Raw genomic sequence first — 17544 nt, forward strand, 5'->3', positions numbered from 1 at the left:
TGTGACTTGTTCGACACCCGGGAACCACACGGCCTCCGGATCCGACGGCTGTTCATGTGTTCTCCGCAATCCGCGCGACACCGCGCCTCCGCTCCCGCCCCCGTGCCCGCCACGCGGCGACCGCCGCCCTGCTGACGGCGGCCCTGCTCGCCGCCGGCTGCGGAACGGCGACGAAGGACCCGGCGCCCGCCGACCTCCCGCAGCCGCCGCTCACCGCGGCCGCCACCTCCTACCCGCTCACCCTCGACAACTGCGGCAAACAACTGACCTTCGACAAGGCCCCCAGCCGCGTCCTGCTGACCAGCGGCGCCTCCGTCGCCGAGGTGGAAAGCCTCATCACCCTGGGCCTGCAGGACAAGATCATCGCCAATAGCCAGTCGTACGGACTCTCCGACGAACCCGGTATGGCCGAGAAGGTCGCGGCCGTGCCGACCGGCGGGCTGACCCTCAACCAGAACAGTGCCGTCCCGCGTGAGCAGATCCTGGCCGCCAAACCGGATCTGGTGGTATCCACCTGGTACGGCGAATTCGATGACAAGATCGGCTCCATCAGCCGGGACGCCCTGTCCACCAGCGGAATCCAGGCCTTCGTCGATCCCGCCAACTGCACCGTCGGCAACCCGAACGCCACCGCCGACGAGAAGGCCCGCGCCCAGAATCAGACCGTCGACGCCTCCTTCGATCTGCTGCTCACCCTCGGCCGCATCTTCGATGTGCAGCAGCGGGCCGTGGATTACGTGAAGCAGCAACGTGATCGGATCGCCGCCGTGCAGCATCGAGTGGACGGCAAGCCGCGGCCGAACGTGCTGCTCGTCTACCCCGGCATGGCGGCCATGAACTCCAACGGGCTGCCCGCCGTCTTCGCCGGCGGCATCTACGACGATGTGATCAACCGGGCCGGCGGGCGAAACCCGTTCAGCGGCAAGACCTCCGACGAACTCGCCGATATCAATGCCGAAGCGCTGGCCTCCACACCCGTGGACCTGGTGGTGATCGGGCGCTACCAGGCCAGTGAGGACGCGGCGAAGGAAGCCGACGCGCTCTTCACCAAGTTCCCGCAGTGGGCGGCCTCGAAGAACAAGAAGTTCGTCACGCTGTCCGACAGCCCGCTGATCGGACCGCTCAATGCCATTGCCGTGGAGAAAATCGCCGATGCCATCCATCCCGGCAACTGATCGCCGGACCGGCCCGCATGCGGTGTCCGGCAAGGCTTTCGGACCGCTGCTCGGCGCGCTGTGCGCCGGGCTGGCGGTGGCGATCGTGCTGGCCATCGGATTCGGCACGGTGAGCATCGCACCCGCGGACACCGTGCGGGTGCTGTGGGCCCACCTCGCCGGGCGGGCCGGGAGCGATCCGCTCACCGATCAGATCGTGTGGCAGTTCCGTGCACCGCGAGTATTACTGGCCGCCGTCGCCGGAGCCGGACTCAGCCTGGCCGGGTTGTGCCTGCAGAATCTGGTGCGCAATCCGCTGGCCGACCCGTATCTGTTCGGCGTCACCTCGGGCGCGTCACTGGGCGCGGTGATCGCCATGACCACGGGAGCGCTGGCGGCCACCGGATTCGGCGTCACCGGCAGCGCTTTCGCGGGCGCGCTGGTGAGTTTGACGCTGGTGTTCGTGCTGGCGCAGCGCAGCGGGCGATTGATCGGCTCGGATCTGCTGCTCGCCGCGGTCGCGGTGTCGTATCTGGGCACCGCGATCACCAGCTATCTGCAGCTGCGCGCCAAACCCGCGGAACTGCGCGGGGTGATGTTCTGGCTGCTCGGATCGCTGACCGGGGCGAGCTGGTCGAGCCTGCTCGCGCCCACGCTCGCGGTGGTGGCGGGACTGGCCGTGCTGCCGGCCCTGGCGCGCGGCATGAACGCGCTCGCGCTCGGCGACGATACCGCCGCCGGGCTGGGCGTGAATCCGAATCTGTTGCGGCTGTGGCTGTTACTGATCTCGTCGCTGCTGACCGCGACCGTGGTGGCCGCGGCGGGCGGGATCGGGTTCGTGGGGCTCATCGTGCCGAATGCGGCGCGACTGCTGGTCGGGCCGGATCACCGTCGTGCACTGCCGGTTTCGCTGCTGCTCGGTGCCATCTTCCTGGTGCTGGTGGATCTTGCGGCGCGCACGGTGGACCGGCCCAATGAGATTCCCATCGGCATCATCACCGCCGTGCTCGGCGCACCCGCGTTCCTGATGCTGTTGCGGCGCAGGAAGACCGGTATGGCATGAAGATCTCCGTGACCGCGCTCGGCGTCGCCATCGATGCCGCGGCGATTCTCGACGATGTGCATCTGGATATCGCGCCCGGATCGTTCACCGGGCTGGCCGGGCCCAATGGGTCGGGCAAGTCCACCCTGCTGCGCTGCCTGTATCGCGCGCTGCGGCCGAGTTCCGGTGTGGTGCGCATCGGTTCGGACGATGTGTGGCGGACCGGGACTCGGCAGGCGGGCCGCCGCACCGCGGTGGTGGCCCAGGAACACGGGCTGGAGCACGGCTACTCGGTGCTGGAAATGGTTGCCATGGGCCGCATTCCGCATCAGGGCGCCTTCGCCCGCGACAATGCCGCCGACCGTGACATCGTGAATTCGGCGCTGGAACGGGTCGGGCTGGCCTGGGCGGGCGACCGCGTCTTCGCCTCCCTCTCCGGCGGCGAACGCCAGCGCGCCCTGCTCGCCCGCGCCCTCACCCAGCAGACCCCCGTCCTGCTCCTCGACGAGCTCACCAATCACCTCGACCTCGGCGCCCAGCTGGAACTCCTCGAACTGGTCAAGGACCTCGGCTTGACGACGGTCGCCGCCCTGCACGACCTCGACCACGCCCTCGCCTACTGTGACCACCTGGTCCTGCTCGCCAAGGGCGCGGTGGTGGCCAGTGGCCCACCCGCCGAAACCCTCACCTCGCACCGGGTCGAGACTGTCTTCGGCGTCCGCAGCGCGATAGTCCCCCACCCGCTCACCGGCCGGCCACACCTGGTCACCGCCCCAACCGACCGCTCACCAGCAGAAAGGGATCAACTCGGATGACCGGCACCAACCCCGCCACACCCACCGACACACGATCCGATATCACCGATCCCGCACCCACTACGCCGGTCGCGCACCGGCGTGGCCGCGTCGCGGGATGGGCGCTGGCGCTTGCGGGGATCGCCGCAGCGGTGCTGGTGATCGCCGTGACATCGGCCGTGGGTGATCGGGCCTATATCGATCAGGGCATTCCGTTTCCCGGGGGCGGGGCGGCGGTGACCTACGCGGTGCTGCGGTTGATCGCGTGCCTGGCGGGTGGGTTCACATTGGGGCCGCTCGTTTACGCGTTGTTCTGTGCGGCGCCCACCTCGCGGGGGCGGATGGATGTGGATGGGTTCGCGGCGGTGCGGATCGCGGAGCGGGCGGCGCTGGTGTGGGCGCTGGCGGCCGTGGCGCTGGTGCCGGTGACTGCCGCCGATGCGGCGGGGATGTCGCTGTCCAAGGCGGTGCGGTTGCATGCGTTGTCGCCGTTGATCGGGGCGGCGGAGAAGCCGAAGGCGTGGATCGTGGTGACGGTGCTCGTGGTTGCCGTCGCGGTGTTGCTGCGGCTTTCGCTGTCGTGGAACAGCATGTTCGGGCTCGCGGGGATGAGTGCGGTCGCGGTGATCTCGCCTGCGGTGGTGGGTAATGCGGGCGAAGGGCCGAATCATGATTACGCCACGGGAGCGGTCATTCCGTTCACCATTGCGTTGTCCATGCTCGCGGGGTTGACCTGGTGTGTGCTCGGGCAGCGGCGGCGGGCGACCAGTACTGAGGGCATGGCGCGCTTCGGGGTTGCGTTGCGGCGGTATCGGATCATCGTCATCGCGTGCGTGACCGTCATGGTGCCGACGGCCGTCATTCTGACCTGGATTCTCACTCCGCCCAGCACTTTCGGCGGCGTCTACGGATGGCTGGGTGTCGCGGCCGCGGTGCTGCTGGCCGGGCAGGTGGCGCTGATCGGATGGCTGCGGCCCGGGACCGCCGATTCCCGGGTCCTGCCAACGGTATTGGCCGGCGCGGCCGCGGTCGGGGTGGTGTGGCTGGGGATTTCGGTGAGCATGGCGATCCAGCCCGCGCCGGCGTTCGCGAACCGGTCCTTCACCGCCTTGCAGGTGTTCCTCGGGTTCGATCTGCCGCATCCGCCCAACCTGTGGCGGCTGGCCACCGTGTGGCGGTTCGATGTCGTACTCGGTACGGCCGCAATCCTGCTCGGCGTCGCCTATCTCGCCGGTACCCGCCGACTACGGCATCGCGGCGATACCTGGCCGCGGTGGCGCAGCCTGTCCTGGGTCGTGGGATGCATCGGCCTGCTGCTGGTCACCTCGTCCGGCATCGGCGCGTACGGATACGCCATGTTCAGCGTGCACATGATGACGCATATGGCGCTCAACATGTTCATCCCCGTGCTGCTGGTGCTCGGCGCGCCCGTGACACTGCTGCTGCGCGCGGTGCCGACCGCCGGGCGCGGCGCGCAACCGGGACCGCGCGAATGGGTGCTCTCGCTGATGCATTCGCGGTTCACGCGGCTGCTCAGCAATCCGATCATCGCGCTGATCATCTTCGTGGTCTCGCTGTACGGCCTGTACTTCTCGCCGCTGTTCGATCAGCTGATCCGCTTCCACTGGGGTCACCTGCTGATGAACATCCACTTCCTGATCACCGGATACCTCTACTACTGGGCCATCATCGGCATCGACCCCGGGCCCAAGCGGCTGCCGCATCTCGGCCGGCTCGGCATGCTGTTCGCCATCATGCCGTTCCACGCCTTCTTCGGCGTCGCCGTCATGTCCATGGAAAGCCTCATCGGCAAGGACTTCTACCCGCAGCTCATGCTGGGCTGGATGCACGACCTCATGTCCGATCAGCACCTCGGCGGCACCCTCGCCTGGATCTCCGGCGAAGTCCCGGTACTGCTCGTGGTCGGCGCCCTGCTGTCGCAGTGGGCGAAACAGGAACGCCGCGACGCCGCGCGCATCGACCGCCACCAGGACGAATATCCCGAGGACGACGAACTCACCGCCTACAACGCCATGCTCACCCAGCTCAGCGAACGACGCCGCTAGGCGCCACCCCGGAAACCGCGCAACCGCAGGCTGTTCCACACCACGAAGAGCGACGAGAACGCCATCGCCGCACCCGCCAGCAACGGATTCAGCAGCCCGGCCATGGCCACCGGAATCGCGGCCACGTTGTAGCCGAACGCCCACACCATGTTTCCGCGAATCGTGCGGAGCGTGGCCTGGGCAAGCTCGATCGCATCCGGGACCGCGGCCAGATCGTCCCGGACCAGGATCATGTCCGCGGCGCCGATCGCCACATCGGTGCCGCGGCCGATCGCCAGGCCCAGATCCGCGGTGGCCAGGGCGGGACCGTCATTGATGCCGTCACCCACCATGGCGATCCGGCGCCCCTGCTCGCGCAGACTCCGGAGCACCTCGACCTTGCCCTCGGGCAGCACCTCGGCGATCACCTCGGTAATACCGATCTCATCCGCGATGGCTTGCGCGGCAAAGGCATTGTCACCGGTCACCAGCAGCGTGCGCAGGCCCATCCGGTGCAGCCGTTCGATCGCGGCGGCCGCGCTGGGCCGCGCAGTATCGGCCACGGCGATGACCGCTACCGCCCGGCCGTCGACCGCGAAGTACACCGCGGTGCGGCCGAACTTCTGCTCCCGCTCCAGCATTCGCTGCAACCCGGACGAGACGCTCACGCCCGCATCGGAAAGCAGGGTGGGACGGCCGATCAGCGCGGTGCGCCCGGCGACCGTGCCCCGCGCACCCAGACCGGGCAGCGCCGTGAAGTCCTCGACCTTCGGCAGTTCCTTGTCCTCCTTGCGACCGTACGCGGTGATCGCGGCGGCCACCGCGTGCTCGGAGGCGGCCTCCACACCGGCTGCCAGGCTGATGATTTCGGCGCGGTCCTCGCCTTCGAGAATGTGCACGGCGGCGACCGTCATGGCGCCCTCGGTGACGGTGCCGGTCTTGTCGAAGACCACGGTGTCGACCGTGCGGCTGGCTTCGAGGGCATCGTGGCCCTTGATGAAGATGCCGAGTTGCGCGCCGCGACCGGATGCCACCATGAGGGCGGTCGGGGTCGCCAGGCCGAGAGCGCACGGGCAGGCGATCACCAGGACGGCCAGGCCCGCACCGATGGCGGCGTCGAGTCCGGCGCCGCTGATCATCCAGCCGGTGAAAGTCAGTGTGGCCAAGGCCAGGACGACCGGGACGAAGACGCCGGAGATGCGGTCGGCCAGGCGTTGCAATGCCGCCTTACCGGCCTGCGCCTCCTCGACCAGGCGGATCATGCCCGCCAGGCGGGTGTCGGCGCCGACCGCGGCGGCCTCGACGACCAGGCGACCGGTGAGCGAGACCGTGCCACCGGTGACCGCGGTGCCCGGGACGGCTTCGACCGGGATCGACTCGCCCGTCATTGCCGAGGCGTCGACGCTCGAATGTCCCTCCACCACCAGGCCGTCCGTGGCGATGGTCTCGCCCGGGCGCACCAGGAAGCGGGTGCCCTCGGTGAGTTCGTCGATGGGGATGGTGATCTCGCTGCCGTCCCGGGTCAGGACCGTGACGTCCTTGGCGCCCAGCGCGGCCAGGGCCCGCAACGCGCCACCGGCCCGGCGCTTCGCCTTTGCCTCGAAATACCGTCCGGCCAGCACGAATACGGTCACACCGCCGGCGACCTCCAGATAGATGGAGTCCGCGTGCAGGATCGCGTTCCAGACCCCGTGCACCGGTTCGGGATCGCGGTCGCGGAGGAAGAGCGTGACGATCGACCACAGCGTGGCCGAGGTGATGCCGATGGACACCAAGGTGTCCATACTCGTTGCCCCGGTACGCAAGCCGGCCAGCGCGCGCTTGTGCAGCGGGGCGGCCGCCCACACCACGATGGGCAGGGCGAGACCGAGCAGGATCCACTGCCAGCCGGTGATGCGGGTGCTCGGCTCCACCGCGAACATGATCGACAGATCGGCGAGCGGGAAGAAGAGGAGCAGCGCCACCATCAGGCGGCGGAACAGGTCCGCGGACGCGCGATCCTCCGGGCCGGTGTCGACCATCGGGCCCCGGCCGGTGATCTCGGTCGCGCCGTAGCCGGCCGCGATCACCGTGTCGCACAGGTCGTTCGCGCCGATACCGTCCGGCGCGTCGACCGTCGCCACACCGGTCGCCACATTGACCGCGGCGGTCACGCCATCCATCCGGTTGAGCGCGCGCTCGACGCGCGCCGAGCAGCTGGCGCAGCTCATACCGGTCACCGCCAACCGCACCCGGACCCGTTCTTGTTCGGGGGCGGTCAAGGTCGAAGATTCCACTCTCGTCGGCTCTCTGGTCGGAGGTTCATCGAAGGTTCAATCGGAAGCGAAGGCGTCAGGCCGCCGGATCATGGCGGGACAGATGCCGGATGCGCCGGCCGCCGCGCGCGCCCTCGGGCACGGGCACCGGTTCGTACTCGGTGCCGCGTTCCTCCGGGCCGCCGCGCAGCCGCCGTTGCAGCAGCACCGCCACCACCAGACCGGCCACCACCACCAGGTGCGAGGTCGCGCGGGTCACCGTCATCTCGTGGTGGCTCAGATCCAGGACCACGAACAGCGAGACTACGGCGGTGAACCCGCCCAGCACCGGAACCAGACCGGTCGCGGCCTTCGTGCGCAGCGCGCAATAGACCATGCCCACACCCAGCGCGAGATTCCACGCGGTGCTCTCGTTGAACAGATGCCCGCCACCGGACTGCATCATGTGATCGGTGTGCACGCCGACCCCGAACCCGGCCAGCTGCGCGATACCCAGCGCACACTGCACCGCGCCGATCACCCCGAGCAGCAGGCGCAGCACCTCCACCCGGCCGTCCCGGAATCCGGGCACCGCACCCTCGGCCACCGCGCGCTCGACGATCGACGCGGCGAGATCCGGGGTGGACGTCACCGGCCGCATCCGCAGCCCACGCGTCACCGCGACCGCCGCCGCATACCAATTGGTGCAGGCCGGGCACTCTTCGAGATGCCTGTCGACCTGCTCGGCCGGTACCGGCTCCGCCTCTCCGTCGATGCGCGCGGACAGCGCTTCCTGGCACACTTCGCACTTCACGTCGATAGGTGTCGTCGATTCGGGGCCGGAAGTTCCCGGGGATCGGTGTGACATTGTCGGCGACCATCGGATTTGCCCGTCGGCCGTGCGATCTGGCTATGGTAGGTCGGTGCACTCGGCGTCGAGCGATGCCCGGATCGATGTGCTCGCCATGGCCGCCGCTCAGGGAGACAGGCGCGCCACCGAGCAGTTCATCCGCGCAACCCAAACAGATGTGTGGCGATTCATCGCCCACCGTACCGACGCAGGCCGCGCCGACGACCTGACCCAGGAGACCTACCTGCGGGCGCTCGGCAGCCTGCGGCGTTTCGAAGGACGGTCCACGGCCCGCGCCTGGCTGCTGTCCATCGCCCGCCGGGTCTGCGTCGACGAGATCCGGACCGCGATGGCCCGGCCGCGCGTGTCCTGGAGCGCCGACTGGGAAGAGGCGGCCGACCGCCGCCGCACCGGGGCCGATGCCGCGGTGCTCGAATTCGCCGAAGTGAAGATCATGCTCGCGGACTTGTCGGATGAGCGGCGGGAGGCGCTGATCCTGACCCAGGTGCTGGGGCTGTCGTATCAGGAAGCCGCCGAGGTGTGCGGCTGCCCGACCGGGACCATCCGCTCGCGGGTGGCGCGGGCGCGCGAGGATCTGATCGCCGCCGCGCGCGGGGACGACGCGGCCGACGCGCGCTGACGACTTCTGTGGGACGACGCGGCCAGTGGCTGTGCCGTCCTTTTTCATGTGGCGGTCGGCCCATTTTCATGTGGTGATCGGCCCGGTAGAGACGGTTCTCTCAGCTGTTTCTAGGGCTTTACCTACTATTCAACTACGTAGGTCATCTACTATTTAGGTACGTAGATGAGAGTCACTACCGTGACCGTTCACCGTCGAACGGAGAGGCGACCCGCCATGCAGACCACCTCTGATCCCATCCGGACCACCCGAATCCGGCGCGGCGCAACAACATTCGGACTCGCAATCGGCGCCACGGCCCTGATGATCCTCGCCGCCGGACCAGTGGCAGCCGAATCCCTTTCTCGCGGAGGCAATTCCGCCGCGCCGCAGTCCGCGACCGGCAATACCGGAAACCACAACTCCGGCCGCCACATCACTCCCGGCGACACCACCGGCATCCACCAGGGCGACCCCTTCGGCTACCTGCACCGCGACGCCAACCCGCTGCGGCAGCAGGAACACCAGGACGCCCTGCGCGACTTCCACAACCAGCCCCGGGACGCCCCGACCGCAGCGGTCACCAACGGCAACGGCGCCGCGACCTGGGAGCCCGTCGCCCGCGACGACGGCCCCGGCTACACCGTCTGCCCGGTCCAAGCCAGCCACTGCTGACCCCCATCACCCCGCACCACGGATTCGACCCGACGCGAGGAGAAACCATGCGCCCCACCACCGCAACGACGCGGAGCAAATCCACCACCGCCGGCCGCACCCGGCGACTTCGGCGGGTAGCCGTCGCACCCATGGCCGTCGCCGCCCTGACCGCGGCCGGCCTGCCACTGGCCGCCACGGCCGACGCCGAAACCGAGGAGCGCAGGAGCCGGGTCGCCACCAGCTGCCTGTGGGCCGGCGCGACCTACCCGGCGGGCGCCACGGTCGCCGCGGGCGGCACCGAATACAGCTGTGGCACGCAGAGCGGGCAGCCACACTGGAATCAGGGGGCGCGGACCGCGAGTGGCGACACCGTCCGGAACCCCGGCGCGCGAGCCAACCCCGTAGGCCAATTCAGCTCGGGCGCAAGGCAACCCGGGACCAGCTACACCGACTACTGCGTCGGCAATCAGCTCATCCCCGGCACCGATGACGTGTACAAGGTGGTCCGGGTCGCGGACGGCAGCCTGATCTGGAAGGCCGCTACCCCGGTCGCGGAGTGGACGTTCGACGGCGAACGGCCCGAACCCACCTGGCGCACCGTCAGCATGTGCTACGACGGCAATCTGACCTGAGATTCAGGTCAGCGGTAGGCGCATGACCGTCAGCGGGAGACCCGCCATGGTCTTCCAATCCCGTTCCGGCACATGGACGAAACCCGCGCGATCGTAGATGCGGCGTGCGTCCTGCATGCTGGGCATGGTGGTGAGCACCACCGCCTCGAAACCCTCGGCCCGGCCGATCTCGATCACCCGCCGCAGCAGGCCCGAACCGACACCGAGTCCCCGCGCCTGCTTCGATACCGCCAGCATGCGGAATTCGAGTTCACCAGGCCGGGCGATATCGGCATACTCCGTGCCCGGCCGCGCCAGCGTGAGCGAGCCCACGACCGCACCGTCCCGCACCGCCACCAGAATCTCGGCCGACGCCGCTCGGGTGGCGGTGTCGGCCAGCTCTGCGACATAAGGACTTTCGGCCTTGACGTGCCCTTCACCTACATAAACATCCACCGTCAGATCACCCACGGCGGCGAACTCCTCCGGGCTCGCCGCCCTGATCTCCACACCCGAACCCACTACGACTCCGTCCTCATCCGCCGACCTCCAACCCCAACTGAACAATTGATCACCGGGCGCTGGTTGCGGCGTCGGCCGAGAAGGCCACACCACCAGTGCCCGCTGATCTTGGTTACTCCGCGTCTGATCTTGGTTACTCCGCGTCGCCGACCTCGGGCGATCCTTGCGAGACGGCGTCGGGGCCGCCCTCGAGGAGCTTTACGAAGCCTTGCTCGTCGAGGATCTGGACGCCGAGTTCCTCGGCCTTGGCGGCCTTGGAGCCGGGTGCGTCGCCGATCACCACGAAGGCGGTCTTCTTGGAGACCGAGGCCGCCGCCTTGCCGCCGCGGATCAGGATGGCCTCCTTGGCGCCGTCGCGGGTGAAGCCCTGCAGCGAACCGGTGACCACGATGGACAGGCCCTCGAGGTTGCGTTCGATGGACTCGTCGCGCTCGTCCGCCATGCGCACGCCCGAGGCCGCCCACTTGTCGACGATGTCGAGATGCCAAGGCACGGTGAACCATTCGACCACCGCGTCCGCGATGATCGGGCCGACGCCGTCGACGGCGGCCAGTTCCTCGGCGGACGATGCACGAATGCTGTCCATGCTGCCGAAGGCCGAGGCCAGTGCGCGCGCGGCCGTCGGGCCGACATGGCGGATGGACAGGGCGACCAGGACCCGCCAGAGCGGGCGGTCCTTGGCGGCGTCCAGATTCTGCAGCAGGCGCTTGCCGTTCGCCGACAGGGTGCCGTTCTTGTTGGTGAAAAGCGTTGTGGTGAGCAGCTTCTCCTCGTCGAGCGCGAACAGGTCGCCCTCGTCGCCGATGGCATCGGACTTCAAGAGATCGATCGCGGCCTCGTAGCCGAGCGCCTCGATATCGAACGCGCCGCGTCCTGCCACGTGGAATACCCGCTCCCGCAACTGCGCCGGGCAGTACTGCTGGTTGGGGCAGCGGATATCCGCGTCGCCCTCCTTGGCGGGCGCGAGTTCGGTACCGCATTCGGGGCAGTGCGTCGGCATGACGAATTCGCGTTCCGCGCCGGTGCGCGCATCCACCACGGGACCCAGCACCTCGGGAATCACGTCACCGGCCTTGCGGATGGTGACCGTATCGCCGATGAGCACGCCCTTGCGCTGCACCTCCGACGCATTGTGCAGGGTCGCCATGGCCACCGTGGAACCCGCCACCGTGACCGGCTGCATGACCGCGAACGGCGTGACCCGGCCGGTGCGGCCCACATTCACCTGAATGTCGAGCAGCTTGGTGGTGGCTTCCTCCGGCGGGTACTTGTAGGCGATGGCCCAGCGCGGGGCGCGCGAGGTCGCGCCCAGCCGGCGCTGCAGCGAGAACTCGTCGACCTTCACCACCTGGCCGTCGATCTCGTGCTCGATATCGTGCCGGTGCTCGCCCCAATAGGCGACGCGCTCGACAACCGCGTCCGCGCCCTGCACCCGAAGAGTGTGCGCGGACACCGGTAGTCCCCACGACGCCAGCGCGCGATACGCCTCGTACTGCGATTCCGGCGCGAAACCCTCCAACCGGCCGAAGCCGTGACAGATCATGCGCAGCCGCCGCCGCGCCGTCACCGCCGGATCCTTCTGACGCAGGGAACCCGCCGCGGTATTGCGGGGATTCGCGTACGGCGCTTTACCTTCCGCGACGATCGAGGCATTCAGCGCCTCGAAATCTGCGAGCGTCATGAACGCCTCGCCGCGCACTTCGAGCAGCTTCGGAATCGGGAATTCATCGCTCGCCGTGAGCTGATGCGGAATGTCCTCGATGGTGCGGGCATTCAGGGTGACGTCCTCACCCGTGCGCCCGTCGCCGCGGGTCGCGCCGCGCACCAGCCGCCCGTCCTCGTAGACGAGGTTCAGCGCGACCCCGTCGATCTTGACCTCGCACACATAGTGGATGTCCGGCCCAGTGTCCGCCTCGACGCGGGCGATCCACTGCCGCATCTCCTCCTCGTTGAACACATTGTCCAGCGAGTACATCCGCTCCAGATGATCCACCGGCGCGAACTCGGTGGTGAACCCGCCGCCCACCACCTGCGTCGGCGAATCGGGCGTCCGCAGGTCCGGATGCGCCTCCTCCAGCGCGACCAGCCGGTTGAACAGCTCGTCGAACTCCCCGTCGGTGATGATCGGCGCGTCCCGCACGTAATACCGGAACTGGTGGTCGCGCACTTCCTCCGCCAGCTGCTGCCACTCGACGCGCTCGTCCCCGCTCGCGGGGCTGATCTCGATGCCCGATTCACTCACAAGACAAAACCTACCCGAGCCGACCGACACCTCCACGCGACATTCGCGCACGTCGCACGGTCTATTGCTGACAAGCCACGTGACCGGGAACACGGGGGACGGTGGGCCGGTTTCAGGTCGTATGGACCTCGCCAAAGGCATCGAGTTCGCCCGCGCCCATCGCCAGTCGATCCTCACCACGATTCGGAAGGACGGGCGGCCGCAGCAGTCCAATGTGCTGCATTGGATTCCTGAGGACGGTATCGCTCGGATCTCAATTACGGCGGATCGGGCCAAGTACTTCAACCTGAAGCGGGAGCCGTGGGCGGCGTTGCATGTGAGCAGTGACGATTTCTGGTCGTATGCGGTGCTGGAAGGGCCGGCGGAGGTCACGCCTGTCGCCGCCGACCCGCAGGATGCGACCGTGGATGAACTCGTCGACTACTACCGGGCGCTCAGTGGTGAGCATCCGGACTGGGACGACTATCGGCGGGCCATGGTCGCCGACCGCCGCGTGGTCGTGCGTATCGATCCCGACCACGCCTACGGTTTGGTGCGGTGACTCACTTCTCGCGCGGGTAGACCTTCACGATCGTGCCGTCTACGTCGGCGGCGAGGTAGGCGCTGCCGCCGTAGTCGTCGCTGAGGTAGACCATGATCGTGGGCTTGCCGTCATTGAAGGTCCAGCCGGGGTCCACGATCACGTAGCGTGAGGTCGGATTCGGTACGCCCAGTTTGTCATTGGCGGCGCTGAGCAGGGCGGGCAGTACGTGCCAGTTGATCGAGTCCAGTTGCACGGACTTGTCGTCGCCGGTGAGGGTGCCGCCTGGGCCCTGACGGCTGGCGGTGCCGTCCCGGTAGTAGTAGCTGTCGTAGCGTTTCGATCCGTCGGCGAGTAGGACTCCGGCGCTGGCGTAGGTCGGGTAGACCACGGTCTGGGTGAAATCCTTGCCGCCCGAAGCCTTTTCGAGGGCAGCGACCACCTGCCGCATACCGTCGGGCGTCAGCAGGTCCACCGTCTGTGCATCGGCGGTCGTGGTGGGCGCCGGGGCGGGCACGCCCGGCGCCAGGCCCGGCACCGTGACGCCCGGCGGGGTCTTCACCGAAACATTCTGCTGCCCGGTCGATTTCGGCAACATCACCACGGCGATCACCACCACGACGCCCACGACTAGCAGTGCGCCGAGCGCCACCAGGATGCCGTTGCGACCACGCGATCCGTTCCGGCCACGCGGCACGAACGCCGGGACCGCACCACCGGGGCCGTGCGGCTGTCCACCGGGGCCGTGCGGTTGCCCGTGCCCGAGGCCCGCCCGCTGCACCTCGTGCGGCCACGATTGCGCCGCACCGCTTTGCGAACCCGGTGTGAAGCCGTCTTGGCGCGGGCCGCTGTCGCCGTCGGCCGGGCCGTACCGCAGCGGCGATGGCGGTGCGTCGTATGCCGCCGGCCCGTAGGCGAATCCAGGCGACGGCACATCGCTGCGCGGCTGCGGCATCGAGGGCTGTGTCGGCCCGTGCGGCGGATAGCTGGGGGACGTGTTTCCGGGCTGATATGTCGCGGAATCAGGCTGCGGGGGACCCGAACTCGGGTGCGAATCCTGGGTGGTGGCGTAGGGCTGCGGGGGCCGAGGGGCCGATCCCGGCGGGGCCGGGGCTGTGTAGACCGCCGGGGACAACGGCGGGAGACCTGCTGCGGACAGACCGGTCGCCTCGGCGAGCATGCGGTCCAATTGATCCGTGTCGGGACGCCGATCCGGGTCGGCGACGAGGACGGCTTGCAGGGCGGCGGTCAGCGGCCCGGCGTGCTGCGGGGGCTGGACCTCGCCCTTCAGGACGGCGGCCAGCGTGGCCACCGAGGTATCGCGGCGCAGGGGGTGATGGCCTTCGACCGCCACATAGAGAACCAAGCCCAGCGCCCACAGATCGGAGGCCGGATGACCTTCCTGACCGGAGAGGCGTTCCGGCGCAACATAATCCAGTGACCCGACCACGCTGCCCGTGGAGGTCAGCCCGCTCATGCCCTCGATCGCGGCAATGCCGAAATCGGTGAGGACCGGGGAACCGTCCTGGCGGAGCAGCACATTCGCGGGCTTGATATCGCGGTGCAGGACGCCGACGGCGTGCGCGGCGCGCAGGGCCGCCAGGATGCCGCGGCCGAGGTGGGCGGCCTGGGCGGGCGGCAGCGGGCCTTCCGCGAGCAGATCGGCCAGACTGCCGCCACGCACCAGCTCCATGACGATCCACGGTGGGGCGCCGGGGGCGTCCACGATGTGGTGGATGGCAACCACATTCGGGTGGCCGATGCGGGCCAGCGCCCGTGCCTCGCGCAGCACGCGTTCGCGCTGCAGGCCGGTCACCTCGGCGGCGGCGTCGCCTTCCGGCGGCCGCACCTCCTTCAGCGCGACCTCGCGGTGCAGGGCGAGATCGTAGGCCCGCCACACCGTTCCCATGCCACCACTGCCGAGCGGTCCGAGCAGTTCGAATCGCCCGTCCACCACATGCCGCCCGGAAATCACCGCGACAGCCTATTGGCCGTTTCCGATTCCCGCGAGACGCAGCATGCGATCGATTTGCTGTACGGCGTCGGCGCAGCTCAGGACTCTGCCGTGAAATTGGGGTCGGGCAGGGTCTCGCCGGTCTCCAGCAGGGACTTGAGATTGGACAGGATGGCGGACCAGCCATCGGTGATGACGGGCAGCACACCGCTGTCCGGTCCGAAACCGTCGTGCACGACAGTCAGTTTCACGATCTCGCCCAGATCGAGCAGTTCGAAGGTGACCTTGGAGCGCGGTTCGGCGGCCCATTCGGCGACCTTCTCGGCGGGCATGCCCATCTTCTCGCCGAAGGAGGGGTCGAAGGTGTGCCAGGTGTAGGAGAGGCGCGTGTACGGGTCGGATTCGATGATCTGGCTGCCGTCGTCGCTGGACCAATCCCCTTGGTGCCAGACCATTCGCGAGCCCTTGCGCCAGTCGGTGTCGAAGGTGGCGCCCCAGTAGCGCTTGGTGAAGGCCGGTTCGGTCAGGGCCTGCCAGAGCTGTTCGGGGGTGGTCTTGATGTAGGTGGTGTAGACGAATTCGTCGCTCATGGTGGGACTCTCCAATGCTGATTTGAGATCGGCGAGCGCATGCACCCGCGCGCGGTCGTAGCGGTTGATCCAGCGGTCGGCTATCGCATTGACGGGTTCGGCATTGAGGAAGTGCAGTTTCTCGCGGCCACGCCGGAGCGTGGTCACCAGGTTGGCTGCCTCCAGTACCGCCAGATGCTTGCTGACCGCCTGCCTGCTCATGTCGAGGTCGGCGCACAGTTCGGTGAGCGTCTGGCCGTTGCGCTCGTTCAAGCTGTCGAGCAGCCGGCGGCGGCTCGGGTCGGCCAGGGCTTTGAATACTTCGTCCACCGAATACCTCACCTGCGACATGCAACCTTCTGGTTGCATAACCGAGAATAGGCAACCTCGAGGTTGCATGTCAACCGCCCGATAAGAGAAAGTCGCATTTCCGGGCTCCGACCGGCAGGATGACCAGGGTGTTGCGCACCTTCCAAGTGACTAATCACCGCTCCCTCGCCGAGCCGCAGGAACTGCGGCTCACCCGGGGCAGCAGCGCCGTGCCCACTCCGGTGACCGCCCTCTACGGCGCCGCCGCCACCGGCAAGACCGGCATGATGGACGCACTCGACCGCATGCGCGACGCCGTGCTGAACTCGGTCACCGGGTGGGATCCCTACTCCGGGCCGGTACGCACCCCGCACCTCGGATTCGCGGACCGGCCAACGGAATTCGTGGCGCACTTCGTCGCGGAAGGCTGTCCGTACACCTACGGGTTCAAGCTCGACAATGCCGATGTGTCCGCGGAATGGCTGCACTCGCACCCGCACAACCGGAAACGCGTGGTCTTCGAACGCGCCGGCGACGATATCCGCATCGGGCCCATGTTCGAGGCCGCCCGCTACGGGCTCGGCGCGGTGGTGCCGCTGGTGCGGCCGAATGCGCTGCTGCTCAGCCTGTCCGGGCAGTTGTACGCCGAACCGCTGGTGCCCGCCTACCGGTGGTTCCAGTCGCTGCTGGAAGTGCAGTGCGGGCAACCGGATCCGCAGGAGATCGCGCACCGGGTCGGCAGCCACATCTCGCGCTCCACCGATCACGCCGTGCGGCTGCTGACCATGCTGCGCGCGGCCGATCTCGGCATCACCGATCTGCTGCTACCCGGCGACGACCCCATGTACGCCGACTACCTGCGCGACCTCGACACCGATATCGCCTCCACCACAAAGGAAATCGAGACCTGCACCACCTCGGCGGGGTACGCCGAGGAGCTGTTCCTCGAACACGGCATCACCATCACGCTGCTGCAGCGCGAACTCGCGAATCTCTACGCGGCCCGCGACGCCCTCTACTCGCGCATGGTCGCGCGCCGCGGCGTCGGCCTGGGCCTGGTGCACGACGGCATCGAGACCGCCTTCGACATCGCCGACGAATCCAGCGCCACCCTCGCCATGCTGCGCCTGCTCCCGCCCATGCTGGACGCCCTCGACACCGGTGGTGTGCTCGCCGTCGACGACATCGACTCCTACCTCACCCCCGAAACCGCCGACAGCCTCATCCAGCTGTTCCAGAATCCCGAAACCAATATCCAAGGCGCCCAGCTCATCTTCACCACCGCCGACCGCACCCTCATCGACCGCGGCAACGGCCGCTCCCAAGCCAAACGCACCACCGTCTGGCAACTCCGCCGCACCCTCAAGGGCACCTCCGAACTCACCGCCCAATCCCCGGCCGAACTGACGGCTTAGCAACCAC

General features: G+C 68.3%; 15 protein-coding genes. 9 read left to right on the forward strand and 6 right to left on the reverse strand.

Going from position 1 to position 17544, the window contains the following annotated elements; genetic code table 11:
* Nucleotides 1–56: 56 nt before the first annotated feature.
* Genes ACH438_RS09150 through ACH438_RS09165 form a run of 4 tightly spaced genes read left to right on the forward strand, consistent with a single transcriptional unit; the run spans nt 57 to nt 5056 of the window.
* Nucleotides 57–1175: an ABC transporter substrate-binding protein gene (locus ACH438_RS09150; protein WP_397002965.1), complete on the forward strand. Its 1119-nt coding sequence runs from the start codon at nt 57–59 to the stop codon at nt 1173–1175.
* Nucleotides 1153–2217 (forward strand): FecCD family ABC transporter permease, encoded by a 1065-nt coding sequence (locus ACH438_RS09155; RefSeq protein WP_397002967.1) that lies wholly within the window; start codon nt 1153–1155, stop codon nt 2215–2217. Before ACH438_RS09150 ends, ACH438_RS09155 begins: the two co-directional genes overlap by 23 nt.
* Nucleotides 2214–3011 (forward strand): ABC transporter ATP-binding protein, encoded by a 798-nt coding sequence (locus ACH438_RS09160; RefSeq protein WP_397002969.1) that lies wholly within the window; start codon nt 2214–2216, stop codon nt 3009–3011. The genes ACH438_RS09155 and ACH438_RS09160 overlap by 4 nt, the downstream gene beginning before the upstream one ends.
* Nucleotides 3008–5056 carry a cytochrome c oxidase assembly protein gene (locus ACH438_RS09165; protein WP_397002971.1) on the forward strand — a complete coding sequence of 683 codons (2049 nt, stop codon included), beginning with the start codon at nt 3008–3010 and terminating at the stop codon, nt 5054–5056. The genes ACH438_RS09160 and ACH438_RS09165 overlap by 4 nt, the downstream gene beginning before the upstream one ends.
* Here ACH438_RS09165 and ACH438_RS09170 read toward each other — a convergent pair.
* Nucleotides 5053–7311 carry a heavy metal translocating P-type ATPase gene (locus ACH438_RS09170; RefSeq protein ID WP_397002973.1) on the reverse strand — a complete coding sequence of 753 codons (2259 nt, stop codon included), beginning with the start codon at nt 7309–7311 and terminating at the stop codon, nt 5053–5055. The two genes, ACH438_RS09165 and ACH438_RS09170, sit on opposite strands and share 4 nt — an antisense overlap.
* A gap of 55 nt (nt 7312–7366) precedes the next feature.
* Complete coding sequence (locus ACH438_RS09175) at nt 7367–8083, reverse strand: zf-HC2 domain-containing protein (RefSeq protein WP_397002975.1); 717 nt, start codon at nt 8081–8083, stop codon at nt 7367–7369.
* A 151-nt stretch (nt 8084–8234) separates the two neighbouring features.
* Between ACH438_RS09175 and ACH438_RS09180 the strand changes: the two genes are divergently transcribed.
* The 3 genes from ACH438_RS09180 to ACH438_RS09190 all read left to right on the forward strand — a co-directional run bounded on the left by ACH438_RS09180 (nt 8235) and on the right by ACH438_RS09190 (nt 10027).
* Nucleotides 8235–8759, forward strand: a complete 525-nt coding sequence (locus tag ACH438_RS09180; protein ID WP_397003716.1) for a sigma-70 family RNA polymerase sigma factor — start codon at nt 8235–8237, stop codon at nt 8757–8759.
* Between the two features lie 216 nt (nt 8760–8975).
* Nucleotides 8976–9413 (forward strand): hypothetical protein, encoded by a 438-nt coding sequence (locus tag ACH438_RS09185; RefSeq protein WP_397002977.1) that lies wholly within the window; start codon nt 8976–8978, stop codon nt 9411–9413.
* 47 nt (nt 9414–9460) lie between these two features.
* Nucleotides 9461–10027, forward strand: coding sequence for a hypothetical protein (locus ACH438_RS09190; RefSeq protein WP_397002979.1), 567 nt, complete (start codon nt 9461–9463; stop codon nt 10025–10027).
* 3 nt (nt 10028–10030) lie between these two features.
* Here ACH438_RS09190 and ACH438_RS09195 read toward each other — a convergent pair whose 3' ends face one another.
* Together ACH438_RS09195 and ligA are read right to left on the reverse strand one after the other, a co-directional pair.
* Nucleotides 10031–10528 carry a GNAT family N-acetyltransferase gene (locus ACH438_RS09195; RefSeq protein ID WP_397002981.1) on the reverse strand — a complete coding sequence of 166 codons (498 nt, stop codon included), beginning with the start codon at nt 10526–10528 and terminating at the stop codon, nt 10031–10033.
* A gap of 133 nt (nt 10529–10661) precedes the next feature.
* Complete coding sequence (gene ligA, locus ACH438_RS09200; protein WP_397002983.1) at nt 10662–12770, reverse strand: NAD-dependent DNA ligase LigA; 2109 nt, start codon at nt 12768–12770, stop codon at nt 10662–10664.
* A 121-nt stretch (nt 12771–12891) separates the two neighbouring features.
* On the opposite strand from ligA, the gene ACH438_RS09205 reads away from it, so the two are divergent.
* Nucleotides 12892–13311: a PPOX class F420-dependent oxidoreductase gene (locus tag ACH438_RS09205; RefSeq protein WP_397002985.1), complete on the forward strand. Its 420-nt coding sequence runs from the start codon at nt 12892–12894 to the stop codon at nt 13309–13311.
* A 1-nt stretch (nt 13312) separates the two neighbouring features.
* Here ACH438_RS09205 and ACH438_RS09210 read toward each other — a convergent pair whose 3' ends face one another.
* Both ACH438_RS09210 and ACH438_RS09215 read right to left on the reverse strand, forming a co-directional pair.
* The gene (locus ACH438_RS09210) at nt 13313–15265 is read right to left on the reverse strand and encodes a protein kinase (protein WP_397002987.1); all 1953 of its coding nucleotides are present in this window, start codon (nt 15263–15265) and stop codon (nt 13313–13315) included.
* Nucleotides 15266–15342: 77 nt separating this feature from the next.
* Nucleotides 15343–16143 carry an ArsR/SmtB family transcription factor gene (locus ACH438_RS09215; RefSeq protein ID WP_397003718.1) on the reverse strand — a complete coding sequence of 267 codons (801 nt, stop codon included), beginning with the start codon at nt 16141–16143 and terminating at the stop codon, nt 15343–15345.
* 119 nt (nt 16144–16262) lie between these two features.
* On the opposite strand from ACH438_RS09215, the gene ACH438_RS09220 reads away from it, so the two are divergent.
* The gene (locus ACH438_RS09220; protein WP_397002989.1) at nt 16263–17537 is read left to right on the forward strand and encodes an ATP/GTP-binding protein; all 1275 of its coding nucleotides are present in this window, start codon (nt 16263–16265) and stop codon (nt 17535–17537) included.
* Nucleotides 17538–17544 lie beyond the last annotated feature (7 nt).

Source organism: Nocardia sp. NPDC020380 (genome assembly GCF_044386975.1).
GTDB lineage: Bacteria > Actinomycetota > Actinomycetes > Mycobacteriales > Mycobacteriaceae > Nocardia.